This is a genomic window from Brevibacillus sp. HB1.2 (assembly GCF_013332495.1).
GTDB classification, from domain to species: Bacteria; Bacillota; Bacilli; order Brevibacillales; family Brevibacillaceae; genus Brevibacillus; species Brevibacillus porteri.
The window spans coordinates 167,417-185,959 of the sequence record NZ_JABMIU010000007.1; the positions used below are offsets into that span (position 1 = coordinate 167,417).

The window sequence follows — 18,543 nt, forward strand, 5'->3', positions numbered from 1 at the left end:
TCCATTTCTCCATGCTTATTTACTCGGCATCTCATTCCAGAACGTAATTTCTTCTACATCCAGGCGAGTAGTCGGATGACCAGGCTCAGCCGCTTTGCCGACTGCAATCAACATGACCGTTTCATATTGATCCGGGATTTGGAAAGCTTCTTTGAATTTCTCGCTGTTATAGCCTCCCATTGGCACCGTGTCATACCCTCTTGCCTTGGCAACGAGCATCAATTGCATCGAGACGAGACCTCCGTCTACCAAAGCAATTTCCTTGATGATGGCTCGATCCCGATTCTCATAACGCTTGTTGATGTTGTCGATGAGTGTAGCTTTTACTTCCTCTGTCATGTAGCCTGCTTCGACGGCTTTTTTGTAAATGCTCCCGGCTTGCTTGTAGCCTTCATAGTCTGCAAGGACTGCAATAATCGCCGCAGCCTCAACCACTTGCTTTTGGTTAAATGCGATGGGGAGCAGCTTCTCTTTCAATGGCTGTTCATCGATAATCAAAAACCGCCATGGCTGGAGGTTGGAGCTTGAAGGTGCCAAGGTCGCTTCCTTAAGCATTTCCTTTAGTTCATCCCGCGAGATTTTTGCTGTTGAATCGTAATGACGTACGGAACGACGCTCCCGAATGACGTCGATAAAAGCCTTTTGGTCGATGACTTTTTCCATGATTCCATCCTCCAGTGGTAAGTATAAAAATCCAGTAAGTTACTAACTTTATTACACAACAACTCGTGTTCAAACTGTATCACATACTCCAATTCGCTGGCAATCTTTTTGTATGCAAAAAAACGCTTTGGCAAAACGACTCACATCCTGTCATAAATGCAAGCGCGTCACCAAAGCGTTTATTTGTTAAACCGGAGAAAAAGCGGATAGAATGGCTGGCTGTCTCACGGTGTCTCCATTCGGGAGCTCGACAACGAGATAGCCACTCCCTTCGTCCTCAGCTGCTTCCCAACTCAATGAAAAAGCTTTCCGGCTAAATGCATCCTCTTCGTCCAGACAACCAAGCATCGTCTTCAATGTGTCAGACGTAATCGGCACAGGCACACTTGCTCCTTGGTCTTGTGGAAGAGAGAGCAGTTTCGGTGCGTCTTCGAAATATTGCACAGTATCGAGGAGCAGAGAAACCTGCTGCCAGCTTAGCGGTGAAACAAAGGCTTCAAACGCCATCTATTCATCATTCCTTTTATTCACGATGATTTCCATCGAACAGGCTAGCCTGGGCATTAGGCGTTTTCTGTTGTCCTGCTGTGCCAGCTCCGTCTCCGGAGCCTTTTGTAGTCGCTTCATCCTTCGGTTCATCTGACGGCAAAATGGTTTCAAAAGCTACTGCTTTTACCCCACCCTCCACCAGTTGTCGGCCGATGCCACCTTGCTCGTTGACGATCACTTGCTCTGTCTCGACAGGGGTCCATTCGTTCTGCGTCGTCCAGGCATAAACCGTTTCCTCGATGAACATCGCAACAAGCTCATGCGGATTATTTTTTCGTTTACGAATCAACTGTACGCCTTTGCCTGCGCGAGCCTGGAGTGGGATTGCAGCAATGGCTGTGCGTTTTACAACCCCTTCAGCCGTCAACAAGCTAAAGGCACGTGAATCGACTTCCTCAATCGGAAGCATCGTGATGACAACGTCGCCAGGAGCAAGTGCGATTGCTTTTACCCCGCTCGATGCTCTACCCGTTGCGCTGACTTCACTGCGCTGGAATCGAATGCCCATGCCATCTTTTGTCGCACCGAGAATCGCCCCAGCTTCGTCAGCCACAAATACATTCACAAACTCGTCATCGTCTGCTTTCAGCTTCGCAGCTACCAACGCACTCGAACGATTCGTTTCGTATTCGGACAACGCCGTCTTTTTCATCAAACCATTTTTGCTTACATGGTATACATATAGGGGTTGTTTGAAGTTTTCTACGATCGTAAAGCCAACGATCCGCTGATTCTTCTCCAACGGGATAATGTTGACGAGGGCGGAACCAATATCCTTCCACTTATCGTCTGGGAAGGCGTTGACCAATGTGGCGAAGTATTTACCGTCCTGGGTAAAGAAGAGAGCAGTGTGAGACGTATTCGCCTCCATGAAATAGCGGACACGGTCTCCTTCTTTTACCCCACATGTCTCCAACGTTCCCCCCACTGATTTGAAGGAGCGCGGGCTCGTCCGCTTGATATATCCTTCGTTTGTGAGAGTTACGATGCAATCTTCAGCATTGATTTGCATCGCGATATCTATTTTGATTTCCTCGATCTCGCCCTGGATTTCTGTCAGGCGCTCTTCTGCGTATTTTTTCTTGATCTCGTTCATCTCGCCTGTAATGACTTGAATCAGCTTTTTCTCGCTTGCCAAAATCGATTTCAATTCCTCGATTTCTTTTGCCAGTGTAGCCAATTCTTTTTCCAGCTTGACGATATCCAAGCGAGTTAAGGAAGCGAGCTGAATGTTCAAGATCGCATCTGCTTGGTTTTCGGTGAAACCGTATTTCTCCATGATGTTTTTCTTGGCATCTGCACGGTCTTCCGAATCCATAATCGTATCGACGATCTGACGCAAAATGGACTTGGCACGAATCAAGCCTTCCACGATATGCTCGCGGCTTTGCTTACGATTCAGATCATATTGACAGCGATTCGTGACGACTTCTTTTTGGTGGTCGATGTACGCTCCCAACAGAGCCTTGAGTCCCATCTGGCGGATGGTCCCCTCATGAATCACGTTCATGTTGTAATTGTAATAGATTTGCAGATCCGTATTCTTGTACAGGTAGTTGAGAATCGCCTGCTCATCCGCTTCCTTGCGAATATCCACTACGATACGGACTTTTTTCTGCTCAGCCTCTTTGCGACCAGTTTCATCGCGAACCGCCAGCGCCCCCTCGATTTTGCGCTCCATCACAAGCTCATCGATTTGGCCGACGAGCTTCGACTTGACCACTTCGTAAGGGATTTCGGAAATGATGATTTTTTTGACTTTGCCGCCTTTTGGCTCCTCTACATGGGTCTTCCCGCGAATGATGAATTGACCACGGCCTGTCTCAAACGCCTTGCGAATTCCGGACAGCCCTTGAACAATGCCGCCTGTCGGAAAATCTGGACCTTTGACGTGCTGCATCAGCTCATCCAGCGAGATATTCGGGTTCTTCATTTGTGCAACAGCCGCATCGATGACCTCGCCCAAATTGTGAGTAGGGATGTCCGTTGCAAAACCAACCGCAATCCCGGCCGCACCATTCACGAGAAGATTAGGAAACCGCGAAGGCAATACTGCCGGTTGTTGAGCGGAGTTGTCGTAGTTCGGGATAAATGTAACCGTATCCTTTTCAATATCACGCAGAAGCTCATTGGCCAACGCCGACAGTCTGGATTCGGTATAACGCATAGCGGCTGGTGGGTCTGCGTCTAAGCTACCAAAGTTTCCGTGACCTTGAATAAGCACCTGCCGCATTTTCCACCATTGCGCCATCCGTACCATCGTTTCGTAAATCGCCGAGTCACCGTGCGGATGATAGGTACCCATCACGTACCCGACCGTTTTCGCTGATTTCCGGTATGGTTTATCGTTCGTGTTGCCTTCTTGGTACATGGCATACAAAATACGGCGCTGTACCGGTTTTAGTCCATCGCGAGCATCCGGGATCGCGCGTGAGAGAATAACCAGGTTGGCATAGTCCCCGAAGCGCTTTCCCATAATCTCCGCGAAGCTCTGATTAATAATTTGATTGGACAGCATGCTTATTCATCCTCCCCCACTTCAAAGGTGACGTGGTTCTCGATCCACTCACGCCGTGGTGGGACTTTGTCACCCATCAAAACGGTTACCAGCTTCTCACAGTGAGCGAGGTCTTCCAGTTCAACCTTGATAAGCTTGCGCGTCTCAGGGTCCATAGTCGTTTCCCAGAGCTGATCGGCGTTCATCTCACCCAAACCTTTGTAGCGCTGCACTTCAGCACCGCGTCCAGCCTTTTTCAATGCCTGTTCCAGCTCGTAATCGTTCCAACAGTAGATCCCCTCTGTCTGCTTACCCTTGCTCTGCTTTTTCACCTGATACAAAGGCGGTTGGGCAATATACAAGTGACCAGCTGCAATCATCGGGCGCATGTAGCGGAAGAAGAAGGTCAGCAGCAGCGTTTGAATGTGCGAGCCGTCCACGTCCGCGTCAGACATGATAATGACTTTGTCAAATGCACAGTTTTCGATGGAAAACTCTTCGCCAATATCCGTTTCAAGCACCTCTAGAATCGTGCGGAACTCTTCATTCGCCAATACCTCGGAAAGCTTTGCTTTTTCCGTGTTCAACGGCTTCCCGCGCAGGCTGAACAAGGCTTGGAACTCTGAATTACGCGCCTGTTTTGCAGAGCCACCCGCAGAATCCCCCTCGACGAGGAAGAGCTCATTACGCTTGGAGTCTCTGTATTGTGGTGGAGTAAACTTTTCTGAAATCGATTTGCGCTTTTTCGCGGTTTTGCCTTTCTTGTCGCCGCGCAGTGCTTCACGTTGTTTGCGCAGCTCTTCGCGAATCTCAGCAGAACGCAATGCCTTGTCAATCAGCAACTTGCCTATTTCCGGATTTTCCTCGAGGAAGAAGCCTAGCTTTTCGGAAACAATCTGTTCTACGATTGCCCGTGCTTCTTCGTTCCCCAGCTTGTCTTTTGTTTGGGACTCAAACTGGACGTCAGCCATTTGCAATGACAATACACCGAGGAAACCTTCCCGCAAATCGTTTCCAGTCAAGTTCGGGTCTTTATCTTTCAAGTACCCTTTTTTCCGGGCAAATTCGTTAAAGATCCGGGTCGTACCGTTGCGGAAGCCCGTGACATGAGTTCCGCCGTCCGTTGTTACAATCGAGTTGACATAGGACACCAGTGTCTCTGCATAGCCGTCATTGTACTGAAAAGCCAGCTCGACGTAGATATTGTCCTTTTCCCCTTCGAAGTAAACGATCGGATGGAGCGTATTTTTCCCCTCGTTCAAGTAAGAAACATATGATTTCAAGCCATCTTCGAAGTAAAACTCTTCCCGTTTCTTTTCAGGCCCACGCTCGTCAATCAAAACCATGCGCAGCTTTTTCAGAAGGAATGCTGTTTCACGAAAACGATCACGAATCGTCTCATAATCAAAGCGAGCATTCCCAAACACCGCGTCATCCGGCAGAAAACGTACGGTTGTTCCTGTACGTTTGGTGTTCCCTGTGATATCAAGACCGGTAACCGGTTTACCGACATGCTCAATTCCATTTGCATCCAGCACATATTCAAAGCGTTGCTTATGAATTTTGCCTTCCCGGTGGATTTCGACCTCAAGCCATTTGGACAAGGCGACAACGACACTGGAGCCTACCCCGTGCAAGCCACCACTTTTTTTATATCCGCCGCCGCCGAATTTACCACCGGCGTGGAGCGTCGTAAAAATAACTTCTGGTACAGGTCGGCCAGTCTTGTGCATACCCGTTGGAATTCCGCGTCCATGGTCTTCCACACTGACACTGCCATCCTTGTACAAAGTGACGATGATGCTATCGTTAACGCCAGCAAGCGCCTCGTCTTTGGCGTTATCTACAATTTCCCACAGCAGATGATGCAGGCCACGTGAGCCCGTGGAGCCTATGTACATCCCAGGCCGCTTTCGAACGGCAATCAAGCCTTCTAAGACCTGAATATCTTCTTCCGTATACGTTAGTGTTTGCTGTGTTTCTGTTTCCTTCAATCGCGCTCTCCCCTCTACTCTTCGGACACGTAGAAAAACGATCATGCCTTTTTTACTGATGGCTAGCGTCGTATTCACCTTTTTTGAAAAACGCCGAGATGATTCAATCCCCATGAGAGGAACGTTTTCCTAATAAAAGCGAACACTTAATCGCTATTGTACCGTATGGTTCCCATAGTATTCAACGCCAGTAGCAAAATGGGGCAAAAAAGCCACCTCGCCCCTAGCGAGATGGCCGATTCTTCTCAGTATTCCTCGTTTCTCATTTCGAACTGTACTTGATATGCATATTCCATTAATTAGTGTAGCACTAATGGTGAAGATTGGTCAAAACGAAAAACCAAAACATCTGTTTCCCTTTCTCTATTTCTTCCCACACAAGCGTAAATCCTGCTACTAACAAGGAAAATATGCCTCAGGTATTTCCATTCATCCGCGCTTTGGCTTTGGGCATCCTAGTAAGGCATCGATTCCTGAGGCCAAAAAGGGGGGAATACTTTTGATCAGTGCTACCAAGCCGTTTGTCAAATTCCATAAGTATGATGCTGAGCTAGCTTCTGACGTTCATGCGTTAAATTCTGCTGGATACAATAGTGATGACATCTGGGTTTTGAAATGGAATCCTGATAAAAATCACTCAAATCAACGAAACAATTTTTATAAATACAGTACCCACTTTGAAAGTGCCGTCGGTCACATTGACAGCATGGCGCATTTCTTTGACAATGGCGGTAAAGAACTCCGAACTCGTCTTGAAAAGCTAGGTCTTACCAAAGATGAGTGCTCGGCATTGGTTCGGGAACTGCAAGATACGGACTATACATGCCTTCTCGTTGTACGAGACCTTAAGGATAACATTATTAAAATGAATGACTGATCGACCGCAAGAAAAAGCCACTGCTTGGGTTCTAACGCCAGCAGTGGCTTGTTTCATTCATCCGGAGATTACTTGTCTTCTTTAATGAGTTCGATGCCTTCCAGCACTTCGTTCAGCTTCGCGTAAACAGTGCTCTCCTCGTCCTCTTCCAATGGTACCATTTCGCCGCCGTCTACTTGGAATACGAAGATATCCACTTCTTCATCTTCTTCGCTTTCTTCATCTTCCACAGCTTCAGCCAAGGCAATATATTCTTTACCGTTCAGGTCGAACATAGCCAATACTTCGAAATCCCCCAACGGTTCACCATTTTCATCGTCCAATGTAATGATATCGCCCAATTCGAGGTCTTTGTTCTCTTCTGTCAATGTGTTCACGTCCTTATGCTGATATTCGTACTCTGTTCCATCATACCGTTTTTTTCCGGGAGAAGCAAACAGGCGAATGACTTTATGCCTTCCCTGTCCATAAAAAACAACCTACCACTTTAGGCAGGTTGTTAGCTGATTACTCACTATACTCTTGAAGAACACCTTTTTCAAGCAAAAATGCTTCTTCTGCCTGAAGAATAGTCACGATCGCTTCGCGTTTGACATACATCCCCGCAGATGCCAGACGGCTCTCAATCGCACGAAGCAGTTCTTCAAAATCAATGATCTGTACATCTTGATCGCTCACAAAAAAACCTCCCTTTTCCCATGCACCTTTTTCATTGTACACGAACAGGTCGTTTCTTCCAACTCCACCATTTTCGGCGGATTGGTTTTAACAAATAAGCGCTCCAGATGACGAGCACAAAGGAAAGAACCACGTACACACATGAGAAAAACAACCACGGTGCAAAAGTGATGTCATCCGATTGATCGAATGACTCGCCTAAAATATCGGACAAAACGATAATAGGGTTCGTCCCTGCAAGCATCTGTAGCTCATACATGCTCCAAACATTTGAATTGACGTATTGCTCTGGATACGTCTGTTGTAAAGACTCACCGATGAAAAAGAACAGCAATCCAGTACCTACCACAAAAAAGAAGGCAATGCCGTATGTGGTGACCGTCGAGATCGACGTTCGTTTAATCCAAGTGGAGCAAAACAACCCCAACGACCCAAGAAAAAACATATTCACCGCGAGAAAAAGGACGAGCTGGGCCATTTGTTCCGGGGAGACGCTTCCGTACAGCATTACGATACTGTACAAAGGCATCGAGGCCACCAAGAGCAGTGTGGAGAACGCCAAAGACGTAATGAGCTTGCTCAAAATAATCGTGCGCGTCGACAACTGGGTCGTCAACAAAATATGCAAGGTCTGGCGTTCTCTCTCTCCACTAATCGCTCCAGCAGTCAGAGCAGGTGCCACAAAACAAACCATCGCATAGTGTATCCCCGCGGATATCAGAAACAGATCCCGGTTATCCCCTAACGATTCGGCCTTTAAGGGATCCATGAGCAAAAAGCCCATCGGTATTCCCCCCATGACAAACAAGTAAACCGCTAAAATGAGCATGGTCTTTCTCGAGCGGAATCTGTCCCGCATTTCTTTTACCAAAAGAGGATTGAACAGGAAGTCGCTCACTCCATACCGACTCCTTCCGTAATCGCTAAGAAGACGTCTTCTAAATCTTTCTTGGAATCGCCATAGTAGACGACTGCAACCTGCTCATCCAGCAGTTCTTGAAGCAATTCAGCTTTTTGTTGCTCCGTCCCTTGAAAGTAGAAGCGATAGCCTCCCATATACTCTGTCAATTGATGTACATACGGAGAGCTCGCTAACAGAAGTCCCGCTTTGTCCAAGTTCCGCAGGGCTCTTAGTTGCATCCGGCTCTGTCCTGTGTCCCGATTGCTGACCTCATGCACAGAACCATACGCAATTAATCTACCTTTTTCGATGACACCAATATCATCACACAGCTCGGCTAGCTCCGGCAAAACATGGGAGCTGATAATAATCGTCTTGCCCATTTCGCGTAGTTGCTTCATAATCTCGCGCAATTCGATACGGGCTCGCGGGTCCAGTCCTGACGCAGGTTCATCCAAAATCAGCACGGCCGGATCATGTACGAGACAACGTGCTAGCCCCAGGCGCTGTTGCATGCCTCGAGACAAAGAATCGACGAAAGCGTCTGCTTTGTGAGACAAATTCACCAGTTCTAAAAGATCACCGACGAGTGCCCGTCTTTTGGAGGCTGGAATTTTGTACGCTCCGGCATAAAACTCCAAATACTCCACGGCTGTCAAATTGTCATATACGCCAAAAAAATCGGGCATGTAGCCAACAGACTGGCGTACACTCGCAGGATCTTTTCGAACATTGTAGCCACATACAAATGCTTCCCCTTCACTCTGTTCCAGAAGGGTAGACAAGATAAGCATCGTGGTAGATTTTCCGGCACCATTTGGACCAATGAAACCGAACACCTTACCTGGCTCGATGGAAAGGTTCAAATCCGCCAAAGCTTGTAGATTGCCGTATCTTTTTCCTAAATGAACGGTTTCGATTACCATTTCTGCACCCCCTCTACCTGGAAAATTGGCTCTGGTAGAGCTAATCGCGACGTTCCATTGTGGGAAAAGCGAAGCAATAATGTTTGATTTGGCGTCAATATTTGCTGGAGTTCCTTATCGAGGACAAGTCTCGTCCCGCGCTCAACAGGTATCCACCTACCGCTCTTTTGGTGGAAGTATTCGATCCGGAAAGGTTTGAATGAGCTATGATTCAGCGGTACCGTTAATCGCTTCATATTGATCGCCGCTTTATCCGTGCGCAATTCAAACGTAATGCTGCCCTTTCCAAGCTGCCAAATGTACCCGGTACTGTCGAAGTCTCCTGTCATTTCATACATCTCGGTATCAAGCAGACCATACGGAAAAGTCACCAGCCCTTGTTCATTCGGCTGGAATTGAATAGGCTGCTGGATGACATTCCAGTACTGCGCTTGGTGAGGCACCTGCATCGTCATCAGAGGAAGAGGCTCTGTCGTTGTACCGATGATACTTACTTGATTCCCCTCTTCATATTTAACGACTCTTTCCTGCATTTCTTTGATTCGTTCTTCCACCGTTTGCAATTCGTTTGTTGTTTGTGGTTTTCTTGGCATAAACAAGGGCTCAAGCACACTGTCAATCTGCTTTTCTTCTCCCTTTTTCAATGGCCCAAGCGGAATTCGCTGAAAACCAATTTCAATATAGGTCTGATCGTAGGCAAACTCCGTATTGTTTTTCACGTGCCCTTGCAGACGATTCTCATTAATTCGTAAGGAAGCATCAAAAGCCCCCATGTCGTGTTTTACCCCGATACCGATTGCCTGTTTTGGTGTCAAATAAGGGAGATTACGGAAAGACAGAACCTCATCGCCCTCCATGAGTCCCTCTGGTCGATAATCATTTCGCCCGACTGTCAAAGGCAAAGCAACGATCGAAGGTTCAAGTTGAACATCGTATTCGCTTTGATCCACCCCCAAAAACGTTGCGGCTGAGCGAACATGAGCCAGAGACTCATCTAATATGTCGATCTTGGTTACGGCGTAGCTGGTACTCGTTTTCACAACAGCAGGCTTTCCAACCGCGAAAATAGCGACTGTCAAGAAAATCCCTCCAACTGGGATGACCCCCCACGCCCATTCAGGTTTTCTCAATCTTTTCAGAACGAAGTAAGTCAATGGTGCGAGTACAATTACATATCCGCCCCACAACGCCACCATCCAGATCGGTGGAGGAGTCTGTACTTCAGGAATCTTCTTGCTCAAGTCAAGAAAAGGCCGTGTCATTTGATCCATATAAAGCTTCTCTTCAAAAATCTTCTTGGCACCATGCTGGATCATTGCATTCTGCCACAGTTGTGCATTAAACTGCCACGATGCCAACGGCTCTGCTGTCACATCATAGTTGACAAATAGAAGTAGCCCTCTACCGTACGATTTTGACACAAACAAGGGCAAATCTCGGTTGTATACACCGATACTGCCATTCGGTGCGACTTTCGCAATGTCATACTCACTTAATGCTTGCTGTAGCTCTCTATTACCAGCTTTTCCTGCTTCTACAGGGAGTATATCAGCGAACCGCTGGATCATCCCATCTTGATTGGGACCTGCGGAAACAACCACGATCCCCCCTAGCTGGATCCACTCCTTGATCGCTGCCATCTGTTGATCATTAATCGTGGAACCACTATTGCCTGCCAGTGCTAACATGTCTATGTTTTCGTAAATCCACGATTGGTCAGGCAGCATTTGTTCCGTGAGAGTTTGAACGGACAAGGGTCGATTCATTTTGGATTGTGATTGATTGATGGCAAGGAAATGAAACGCATTGCCCTCTTCGCTGATCACCCCAATGGTGCGCCCGTCTGTTGGATAAGGGATACGCAGCTTTTCGCTTTTGATAACTTGACCGTTTTGCGTCACCTGGACGTACCAATCATCGAGCAATATTTGGGAAGGCATATCAAAGTACACGGTTGTACTCTTTCCTTGCTCGAGCTTTATAGGACGCCGAAGCTTAAATTCATTATTTTTTTTGACTTGTCGCTGCGACAACTCTACAGCCCCTGTGAAATCCTGTTCTTGGCTGGTTACTTTTACGTTTAGTCTCATCCATGATTCATATTTGACGATACCACTTAAAGGTATCTCGAATTGTATGTCGACGTTGCTCTCTGCCATAGCTGGGCGTATCGAAAAGCTAAGCCATGTGATGACAAAGATTAACACCCATTTCCATCTCATGCTTGTTCCTCCGCTCATTTTCGTGACGCCAAAGAGATAACCAGTTGTTGCAACTGATCATGGCGGGAGATAAGCAGTAAGTGCTTACCTTTGTTTGCCCAGGTGCCTTTGATCAACTCTTCAGATGACTGGTTTCGCAATGGTAGCTCGCGTGTCACAAAAGGCTCTTCACTCACGTTTACTTCCATCAGCATTCCATTTGGGTGTGTATAGGTTAATCTCGTATCGGAGCTCCACGATGCCCACTGTCCCACTGCAAGCGAGGTGACTTTCCCCGTCCGCATTTCCATCAGCTGTACTTCACCGGCTTTATTGAAAGCAAGCAAGCTACCATCTGGTGACCATTCAGGCTGAGAGCCTTCTACAAGCTTCCATTCTTGAAACGATAATGTGCTGCTCACCCAAATTTCTTCGACGCCATTTTTAGAGCGGGTAAAGGCAAGCGAATCATCATGTTCAGACCAGCTTGGTGAAGAGTATAATACCCCTTCTTCTTCCTTCAGCAATCGGCTGCTTCCCATGCTGTAAGCCGTTGGCATCTCCACAATCCATATCCGTGATAATTTTTCACCTTGCTCGACGACTGCAATTTGCTTCCCAGAATTAGACCACGCTACCCCGGTGTATTTTCCTTCGGTTTGTGGCAACTTGATCGTGACTGGCTTTAATTCCTCATCAATGGGAACGGTTTTCAGCTCTGCATTATTATTGATGTATGCTAGCTGAGCGGCTTTCCGATCAATATCAACAAGCTCCACAGTTGCTTGTGCTGGCAACTTAAATATTTCATTCTCTCGAACGGCAAGAGAGGAATTGTTCCACCACACAAATCCGCCTATGGCAAGGGTGAGAGCAGCAGCAGCGATTCCACTCCAAACCAACCTCCCCCATTTTTTGGGTGCGGCACTTGGAACTTTTGCCTGTTTGGCTTCGTGTTCTCTCATTTTCTGGAGCAATTGTTTTTTGAGGTCTGTTTTTAACTGATAGTTGACAGGAACCGATCCGCGCATCTGCTTCAAATGGGCTAGGAGTTGGGTTACGGTCTGATCATCCGATTGATGATCCTGGGGGTGCTTCTCCTCTTCTCTCATTCGGAGTCCCCCCTCTCATACATCTTCTGAAGTTTTTGTAATCCGCGATAAGAAATCATTTTGATACTCGATTCTGTTTTGCCGAGCACCTCAGCTACTTGACTAATTTTGAGGTCAGCAAAGTACCGGAGCATCAACACGTCTCTTTGATCCTGCGACAACAAGTCCAGACGATCACGAAGCAGACGAACCTCTTCATTCGTCAGTGCCTGCCGTTCCGGCTGCCATGTGTCGTCCGGTTCTGCTCCTAAAAAATCTTCCTGGTCAACCGGTAACTCCCTGTTTTTCCGCATAAAATCCACATATGTATTGTGAGCAATACGAAAAATCCATGATGCGAAAGGACTTGTTCTGCTATATTGCTCGAATTTTTCTAGCGCTTTTAAAAAGACCACGGTGGTCAAATCATCGGCATCCCACGTACTTTGAACCCGGCATCGTAAATACCGGTTGACGCGATCAAAATATTCGTCATACAGTTCCGTAAATGGACGAGATTCATAATAATCTCCGGATGATGGCCCCGACGGTTGCTTCATAGCCATTCCCATTTGCGTTTTCCTCGGTTTCTTCCAGACTGAAGCATGCTCTCAGAATGGACTTTCTCCACTGCATCCTGAGACTACTCTAACTAAGTATTACGTATTTCTTAGGTAGAAAGTTTCATAATGTGGCAAAGTTTTTTGAATTATTTCCCTAATGCGGCATCTAATGCTGACTGAATGTCTTGAACAGCCTCGATTCCTACCGATAAACGTACCAATCCCATCGTGATTCCCGTTTCCTTGCGCTGCTCTTCAGAAAAAGCACGGTGAGACGTCGTAACAGGATGAGATACACTTGTCTCCACACCTACAAGGGACGGAGCTAACTTGATCCAGTCAAGTGCCCGGTAAAAGTCGTAGATCTTCGTCTCGTCTGCCAGAACAAAGGATACCATTGCCCCCTGTTTTTGCCGTGAAAAAAAGAAGGTATCCGTAGGACTTGGGTAATACACTTGTCCAACTGCGGTATGCTCACGAAGAAACGCAGCGATCTGGCTGGCATTATCGCATTGACGCTCCATTCTCACTGCCAACGTTTTCAAACCACGTGATGTCAACCAGGCCTCAAAAGGACTGAGCGATGCACCATAGTTGGCTACGACCTCTGTGGCACGCTTGATTGTCGCCTGTGATCCAACCAGAACACCTGACGTCACATCACTATGTCCACCTATGTATTTGGTTCCACTATGTACCACGAGATCTGCTCCGAATGAAATGGGTTGTACCAAATACGGGGTCGCAAACGTATTATCCACCATGACGGTTAAGCCAAGACTTTTTGCTTCCTTGATCCAGTAAGGCAAATCCACAACTGTCAATAACGGATTTGTGATGGTCTCCAAGAAAAACAGCCGCGTAGTTGGGCGAACATGATCAGCAAGCTTTGTCATTTGACCAAGCTGGATGCACTCGAGCTCGATCCCAAATCGCGACAGCTCCTTGTGCAGTAGCGCGTACGTACCACCATAAATTTCATGGGAAGCCAGCACGTGATCCCCAGGAGAAAGAACGGCAAGTAAACCCGCCATGATCGCTCCCATACCGGAGGCAGCACTACCCCCTGCTTCTGCGCCTTCTAAAACAGCGATTGCACGAGCCAGCTCCGCTTGGTTGGGATTGCCATTTCGGGTGTACAAGTATTCTCCCTCGCCGACATAGTACTGTTCTACTTCTTCCAAACCATCGAAGGCAAAAACGGAGGTTTGATAAATCGGTGTAGATTTGCTCTTTACTCCCCGCAAAGGGTCATGTCCAATATGTACCGTTTTGGTCTCAAATCGCTCTGCCATATTGATCCACCCTTTTCTCCCAATCATACCACGCGAGATTGGAAAGGAAACTAGCGGATTGGCAAAAGCTCGACGATTTGTGTTATAATTCGAAACCGAACCACCCAACAGTATGAAACAAAGGAAGGTGCATAAGATGAGAAAGTTGATCACTACTCTGTTTACATGTCTGACGGCAATCGCCTTGGTTACGGGTTGTTCTACAGGAAGCAATGAAGCTGCTCCTAATCAGCCGACTACGCCAGCAGAGAAACCAGCATCCAAAGAGCCAGCTAACCCACCGGGTCCAACGGGAGAGAAGAAATACGAGAAGGCTCCGGCTATGCAGCTTGACAAAGCAAAGGATTATCAAGCAAAAATCTCTACTTCTATGGGAGACATTACGATCGATCTGTTTGAAAAAGATGCCCCAATTGCTGTCAATAACTTTGTTTTCCTCGCAAAGGACAAGTTCTATGACGGCATCACGTTCCACCGCATCATCAAAGACTTCATGATTCAAACAGGCGATCCATTGGGATCTGGCATGGGTGGCCCTGGTTACACGTTTGAAGACGAATTGAAAAATGGTCATAAATATGAAGCAGGCGTAGTTGCCATGGCGAATTCCGGTAAAAACACGAATGGTAGCCAATTCTTCATTGGTTCTGGCCCTGACGTGACAGGATTGGACAACTCTCCGAATTACACGATTTTCGGAAAAGTTACGGGTGGCATGGATGTCGTTCAAAAAATTGCAGGAACGAAAGTAAAGAAAAACCCACAAACGGGTGAACCAAGTGTTCCTGAGCAAACGATTACCATTAAATCCATTACGATTACGGAAAAATAAGAGCAGCCTCAAACTGCACACGAAAGCCACTTTCTCAACGGGAAAGTGGCTTTTTTTATTTAGAAATAACCGTTCATGAAAACACTTTCATAATTTGTGCGATATTGTAAATAGTTCTATGGAACCAATTACCTCTTGAACCATTCCGATAAGACCGATAGACTTGCAAAAGACCTGATTCGCTTCCGCAATCAAAACGCAAAAAGCGAAAAGGAGTGGTTCACACCATGTTGACACGAGAAGCGCCAACGCGCTTTTTCTTCTTTTTGAACAGTTTTGGCTTGATGTTGTTATGCTTATTTGTCACACCGACAAGTGCAATGGCGCCACAACCAGTACAAATCCTCCCTGTTCTCGGTAGTGCACAGGCGCCATCGGAACAAGTTTCAAAGAAGGAAAAGAAATCAACCCTATCTGCTACAGCAGTAAAACGCGAGTCTGTGCAGGTTAGTCGTGATAGTCGCCCAAAAGTGGTTCGCAATGGAAAAGTGAAGGTTTCACAGAGGGATATGGAACTGCTCGCCCGGTTAGTGTATGCGGAAGGCCGGGGAGAACCGTATGAAGGACAGGTAGCGATTGCTGCCGTTGTATTGAATCGGGTTGCTTCAGATGAATTTCCAAATACGGTACGGGAGGTTATTTATGCTCCCAATGCGTTTTCGCCTGTCCATGACGGCAATTTGACACATAAATCAAATGAAAGTACGAGAAAAGCGGTCCAGGACGCGGTGAATGGAAAGGACCCGAGCAATGGTTCCCTGTACTTCTTCAATCCGGATACGGCTACATCCAAGTGGATTTGGTCACGTCCTGTAACGGTTGAGATCGGTAACCATCGTTTTGCTCGTTAACGCGATACTTACAGAAAAAGATTTAATAATACTTTATTTTTATTTTATTGATGTTTTACTTTTGCTTGCTATGTTGTAGGTGTAAGCACTTTTTCAACGCATTGAGAAAAAGTTCGATTATCTTCTTTGGATGACTTTTTAACGTAAGCATGTTTAGATCGATCATTCAATCTGAGTATGCCTACGCTAATAGCTTTGATTGATTGACTGTTTTGGGTGAGAGCAAACCAGTCATAGAACAATCAGTCGTTCTTTTTCTCAATCGCCCCCAATAATTAGGCATTCCCAACTGGGAATGCCCCTTTTTTATTAGAACCCGTATATAGACATACCGCCATCAACCGAAATCGTTTGCCCCGATATGTATGAAGCTGCATCAGAGGACAAGAAAATCGCTGGTCCTACCAAGTCCTCCACATCCCCGATTCTTCCACTCGGCGTTCGCTGCAAAACCTCTTGGACGAACGCTTCGTCGCTAAGCAAGCTCTCCGTTAGTGGTGTACGGAAATACCACGGCGCGATCGCATTTACGTTGACGCCAAACTTGCTCCATTCTAATGCCAGCACCCGCGTCATCTGGATGAGCCCTGCTTTGCTGGCACCATACGCGATACCCGTGCGAAGTGCTACTACACCTGCGACCGAAGCAATATTGACGATTCTGCCATAGCGCTGCTCGCACATGATTTTACCAGCAGCTTGACTCATGAAAAATGCTGCTTTCAAATTCAAATCCACTACTCTGTCCCACTCTTCTTCCGTTATTTCATGTGCTTTTTTGCGGATATTCATTCCTGCATTGTTGATCAGGATATGAACACCCCCTAGCTCTTCGACTGCTTGCTTCACAACACGGTCCGCAGCATCAGACACAGTCAGGTCAGCCTCGACTGGAAAAGCCACTCCGCCTTTTGCTTCAATCTCCGATACCACTTCTTGCAAATCGGAAGCTGTTCGCGAGACTACCGCAACTTCCGCACCCGCTTCTGCGATTCCCAATGCTAGTGCCTTCCCCAATTCCTCTTCCAGCACCTGTTATGATTGCTTTCTTTCCATGCAAATCAAAACGTGTCATTTTCGAACCGACTCCCCTTTCGTTTCTTTAGAGGATTCTGCATCCATCGCCTTTTCCCTTGTCTTTTGCTACAATATACCTGTATGGAAAGGGGGCAGTCCGTTGCGTTTGTACAGTCAAATGACACTCGCCGAGCTGCAGGAGGAAATGGAGCGCCTGCACGTCGAAGCGAAAGAGAAAAAGAAGCTTGGTGATCACTCACAGCTTGCGATCATTACACAAAAGTACTTTATGGCGAAATCGTACTATTTAGGAACGGATGAGTTCCGAATCGGCAGCAAATACAGCGTGCCTGATTACGATCAGCCGTTTACAATTGATTATTTCAACGGCGTATTTGCTTGGGGACGTTTCCCTGATTCGGACGAGCAGACAGGTTTTCCAGTCGGAATGCTGGAACTGTGGTTCGACTAGAAAAGAGAGATCGGCACTCGCACTCTTGTGCATGCCGATCTCTTTTTTCTTGCCCGTACACATGCCGCAGCAGCATGGATATACTAAGAAAAACGAAAGTGAGCCACCCCGCATATTGACTGGATTTCTATCATCCTTTTGGTACTATTGGCGCTCGGTGTCATTGGCAACAACGCCACCGTCTCCATTGCAGTTGCGATCCTTCTGTTAATGAGACTCCTGTCGTTGGACCGATATTTCCCGTTGCTCGAGCAGCATGGCCTACATCTTGGGATCATTATACTAACAATTGGAATCATGACTCCGCTTGCTAGCGGCAAAATCGAGCCGTCCTCTATCCTTGAAATTTTTACGAATTGGCGTTCGATACTCGCGGTTGCTGTCGGTATGTTTGTCGCTTATCTGGCTGGAAAAGGAACGGTTTTGATGTCGCAAAGCCCTTTGATCGTTACAGGCTTGCTGCTAGGTACGATCGCTGGTGTCACTTTTTTCCGCGGTGTTGCAGTCGGTCCATTAATTGCAGCAGGAATTCTCGCCTTTATTTTGCAATTTCTCCCGAAGTGATTAGCTCCAGCGCTCTTTCAACTGAAGGCCATAAGCCAAAATTTGCTGTGGCGTAACCATACGAAAGCCTTGCTGCGCACGATAATCAATCGTAAGCAGTTCAGACCCGATATAGGCAATGGTTTCGCGATCAATCACAAATGTCAAAGAATCGACCTGGTAGACTTCATCTTCTGGACCTTGGGTATCCCACCACAACGCATACTCTACATTCATCCCGCAGCCACCGACTAGCTCACCGTTGATCCGAATGGGCTTGTCTGTACTGGCCATGCGTTCTGCTGCCTCTTTTGTTACTTTCACGATCATGTTCTTGGTGCCACCTTTCTCATGATTTTCCAATATGCTGAATGCATCATCTCTTCCATGATAGCATACAATGCTTGAAAGGCAGCAGAAAGGACGATCTTCTATGAACATCTACGAACAAGATGGGATTTTTGTCGCTGAAACGGAGTTCCAATCGGAGCACGTTGTCATTTTTGCGAATACATGGGAGGAAGCCAAAGAAAAACTACTCGTTCGGCTTCTGGTACTAGAAATGATTGGTTGAATGAAAAGCGGGTCGCCAA

At 46.9% G+C, this 18,543-nt stretch carries 19 protein-coding genes and 1 pseudogene; 6 read left to right on the top strand and 14 right to left on the bottom strand.

All coding sequences use genetic code 11. From position 1 onward, the window contains the following. Positions 1–15: 15 nt before the first annotated feature. From HPY28_RS17805 to HPY28_RS17820, 4 genes are all read right to left on the bottom strand, one after another. Positions 16–663, bottom strand: coding sequence for a nitroreductase family protein (locus HPY28_RS17805; protein ID WP_069844755.1), 648 nt, complete (start codon positions 661–663; stop codon positions 16–18). A 186-nt stretch (positions 664–849) separates the two neighbouring features. Beyond that, entirely contained in the window at positions 850–1,170 is a 321-nt protein-coding gene (locus HPY28_RS17810; protein ID WP_017249133.1) for a hypothetical protein, read from the bottom strand. Between the two features lie 16 nt (positions 1,171–1,186). After that, positions 1,187–3,730 carry a DNA topoisomerase IV subunit A gene (parC, locus tag HPY28_RS17815; RefSeq protein ID WP_174231072.1) on the bottom strand — a complete coding sequence of 848 codons (2,544 nt, stop codon included), beginning with the start codon at positions 3,728–3,730 and terminating at the stop codon, positions 1,187–1,189. A 2-nt stretch (positions 3,731–3,732) separates the two neighbouring features. Beyond that, complete coding sequence (locus HPY28_RS17820; protein ID WP_026043128.1) at positions 3,733–5,703, bottom strand: DNA gyrase/topoisomerase IV subunit B; 1,971 nt, start codon at positions 5,701–5,703, stop codon at positions 3,733–3,735. A 499-nt stretch (positions 5,704–6,202) separates the two neighbouring features. On the opposite strand from HPY28_RS17820, the gene HPY28_RS17825 reads away from it, so the two are divergent. Then, complete coding sequence (locus tag HPY28_RS17825) at positions 6,203–6,580, top strand: YflT domain-containing protein (RefSeq protein ID WP_016743484.1); 378 nt, start codon at positions 6,203–6,205, stop codon at positions 6,578–6,580. Positions 6,581–6,648: 68 nt separating this feature from the next. Here the strand turns inward: HPY28_RS17825 and HPY28_RS17830 are convergent, their stop codons facing one another. The 8 genes from HPY28_RS17830 to HPY28_RS17865 form a co-directional block, all read right to left on the bottom strand. After that, positions 6,649–6,948 carry a DUF1292 domain-containing protein gene (locus HPY28_RS17830; RefSeq protein WP_007718819.1) on the bottom strand — a complete coding sequence of 100 codons (300 nt, stop codon included), beginning with the start codon at positions 6,946–6,948 and terminating at the stop codon, positions 6,649–6,651. A gap of 139 nt (positions 6,949–7,087) precedes the next feature. Beyond that, entirely contained in the window at positions 7,088–7,300 is a 213-nt protein-coding gene (locus HPY28_RS17835; protein ID WP_017249136.1) for a hypothetical protein, read from the bottom strand. Then, on the bottom strand, positions 7,290–8,156 hold the full coding sequence (locus HPY28_RS17840; protein ID WP_017249137.1) for an ABC transporter permease: 867 nt from the start codon (positions 8,154–8,156) through the stop codon (positions 7,290–7,292). Before HPY28_RS17840 ends, HPY28_RS17835 begins: the two co-directional genes overlap by 11 nt. Continuing rightward, entirely contained in the window at positions 8,153–9,085 is a 933-nt protein-coding gene (locus HPY28_RS17845) for an ABC transporter ATP-binding protein (RefSeq protein ID WP_017249138.1), read from the bottom strand. Before HPY28_RS17845 ends, HPY28_RS17840 begins: the two co-directional genes overlap by 4 nt. Continuing rightward, the gene (locus HPY28_RS17850; protein WP_174231073.1) at positions 9,079–11,307 is read right to left on the bottom strand and encodes a hypothetical protein; all 2,229 of its coding nucleotides are present in this window, start codon (positions 11,305–11,307) and stop codon (positions 9,079–9,081) included. Before HPY28_RS17850 ends, HPY28_RS17845 begins: the two co-directional genes overlap by 7 nt. Positions 11,308–11,321: 14 nt before the next feature. Then, positions 11,322–12,398: a TolB family protein gene (locus tag HPY28_RS17855; protein ID WP_174231074.1), complete on the bottom strand. Its 1,077-nt coding sequence runs from the start codon at positions 12,396–12,398 to the stop codon at positions 11,322–11,324. Next, on the bottom strand, positions 12,395–12,949 hold the full coding sequence (locus HPY28_RS17860) for an RNA polymerase sigma factor (protein ID WP_017249140.1): 555 nt from the start codon (positions 12,947–12,949) through the stop codon (positions 12,395–12,397). Before HPY28_RS17860 ends, HPY28_RS17855 begins: the two co-directional genes overlap by 4 nt. 137 nt (positions 12,950–13,086) lie before the next feature. After that, entirely contained in the window at positions 13,087–14,235 is a 1,149-nt protein-coding gene (locus tag HPY28_RS17865; protein ID WP_174231075.1) for a trans-sulfuration enzyme family protein, read from the bottom strand. A 136-nt stretch (positions 14,236–14,371) separates the two neighbouring features. Between HPY28_RS17865 and HPY28_RS17870 the strand changes: the two genes are divergently transcribed. After that, positions 14,372–15,067: a peptidylprolyl isomerase gene (locus tag HPY28_RS17870; RefSeq protein ID WP_173623607.1), complete on the top strand. Its 696-nt coding sequence runs from the start codon at positions 14,372–14,374 to the stop codon at positions 15,065–15,067. Between the two features lie 227 nt (positions 15,068–15,294). After that, on the top strand, positions 15,295–15,918 hold the full coding sequence (locus HPY28_RS17875) for a cell wall hydrolase (RefSeq protein ID WP_017249143.1): 624 nt from the start codon (positions 15,295–15,297) through the stop codon (positions 15,916–15,918). 309 nt (positions 15,919–16,227) lie between these two features. On the opposite strand, the pseudogene HPY28_RS17880 reads toward HPY28_RS17875, so the two are convergent. Then, positions 16,228–16,993 (bottom strand): annotated as a pseudogene (locus HPY28_RS17880) (SDR family NAD(P)-dependent oxidoreductase). Between the two features lie 102 nt (positions 16,994–17,095). Between HPY28_RS17880 and HPY28_RS17885 the strand changes: the two are divergent. Next, positions 17,096–17,407: a YfhH family protein gene (locus HPY28_RS17885; RefSeq protein ID WP_017249145.1), complete on the top strand. Its 312-nt coding sequence runs from the start codon at positions 17,096–17,098 to the stop codon at positions 17,405–17,407. Between the two features lie 114 nt (positions 17,408–17,521). Then, positions 17,522–17,971: a DUF441 domain-containing protein gene (locus HPY28_RS17890; RefSeq protein WP_017249146.1), complete on the top strand. Its 450-nt coding sequence runs from the start codon at positions 17,522–17,524 to the stop codon at positions 17,969–17,971. Here the strand turns inward: HPY28_RS17890 and HPY28_RS17895 are convergent, their stop codons facing one another. Continuing rightward, positions 17,972–18,280: an iron-sulfur cluster biosynthesis family protein gene (locus HPY28_RS17895; RefSeq protein ID WP_026043130.1), complete on the bottom strand. Its 309-nt coding sequence runs from the start codon at positions 18,278–18,280 to the stop codon at positions 17,972–17,974. 103 nt (positions 18,281–18,383) lie between these two features. Here HPY28_RS17895 and HPY28_RS17900 point away from each other — a divergent pair, with 103 nt between their 5' ends. Then, positions 18,384–18,524, top strand: a complete 141-nt coding sequence (locus HPY28_RS17900; RefSeq protein WP_007718846.1) for a hypothetical protein — start codon at positions 18,384–18,386, stop codon at positions 18,522–18,524. The last annotated feature ends 19 nt before the right edge of the window (positions 18,525–18,543 follow it).

What these genes read in the sequence shown, in the direction of transcription:
- parC (WP_174231072.1), bottom strand. Translation starts at nt 3,730, where the DNA reads ATGCTGTCCAATCAAATTATTAATCAGAGCTTCGCGGAGATTATGGGA.
- HPY28_RS17865 (WP_174231075.1), bottom strand. Translation starts at nt 14,235, where the DNA reads ATGGCAGAGCGATTTGAGACCAAAACGGTACATATTGGACATGACCCT.
- HPY28_RS17875 (WP_017249143.1), top strand. Translation starts at nt 15,295, where the DNA reads ATGTTGACACGAGAAGCGCCAACGCGCTTTTTCTTCTTTTTGAACAGT.
- HPY28_RS17900 (WP_007718846.1), top strand. Translation starts at nt 18,384, where the DNA reads ATGAACATCTACGAACAAGATGGGATTTTTGTCGCTGAAACGGAGTTC.
- HPY28_RS17805 (WP_069844755.1), bottom strand. Translation starts at nt 663, where the DNA reads ATGGAAAAAGTCATCGACCAAAAGGCTTTTATCGACGTCATTCGGGAG.
- HPY28_RS17855 (WP_174231074.1), bottom strand. Translation starts at nt 12,398, where the DNA reads ATGAGAGAAGAGGAGAAGCACCCCCAGGATCATCAATCGGATGATCAG.
- HPY28_RS17810 (WP_017249133.1), bottom strand. Translation starts at nt 1,170, where the DNA reads ATGGCGTTTGAAGCCTTTGTTTCACCGCTAAGCTGGCAGCAGGTTTCT.
- HPY28_RS17850 (WP_174231073.1), bottom strand. Translation starts at nt 11,307, where the DNA reads ATGAGATGGAAATGGGTGTTAATCTTTGTCATCACATGGCTTAGCTTT.
- HPY28_RS17845 (WP_017249138.1), bottom strand. Translation starts at nt 9,085, where the DNA reads ATGGTAATCGAAACCGTTCATTTAGGAAAAAGATACGGCAATCTACAA.
- HPY28_RS17870 (WP_173623607.1), top strand. Translation starts at nt 14,372, where the DNA reads ATGAGAAAGTTGATCACTACTCTGTTTACATGTCTGACGGCAATCGCC.
- HPY28_RS17895 (WP_026043130.1), bottom strand. Translation starts at nt 18,280, where the DNA reads ATGATCGTGAAAGTAACAAAAGAGGCAGCAGAACGCATGGCCAGTACA.
- HPY28_RS17860 (WP_017249140.1), bottom strand. Translation starts at nt 12,949, where the DNA reads ATGGGAATGGCTATGAAGCAACCGTCGGGGCCATCATCCGGAGATTAT.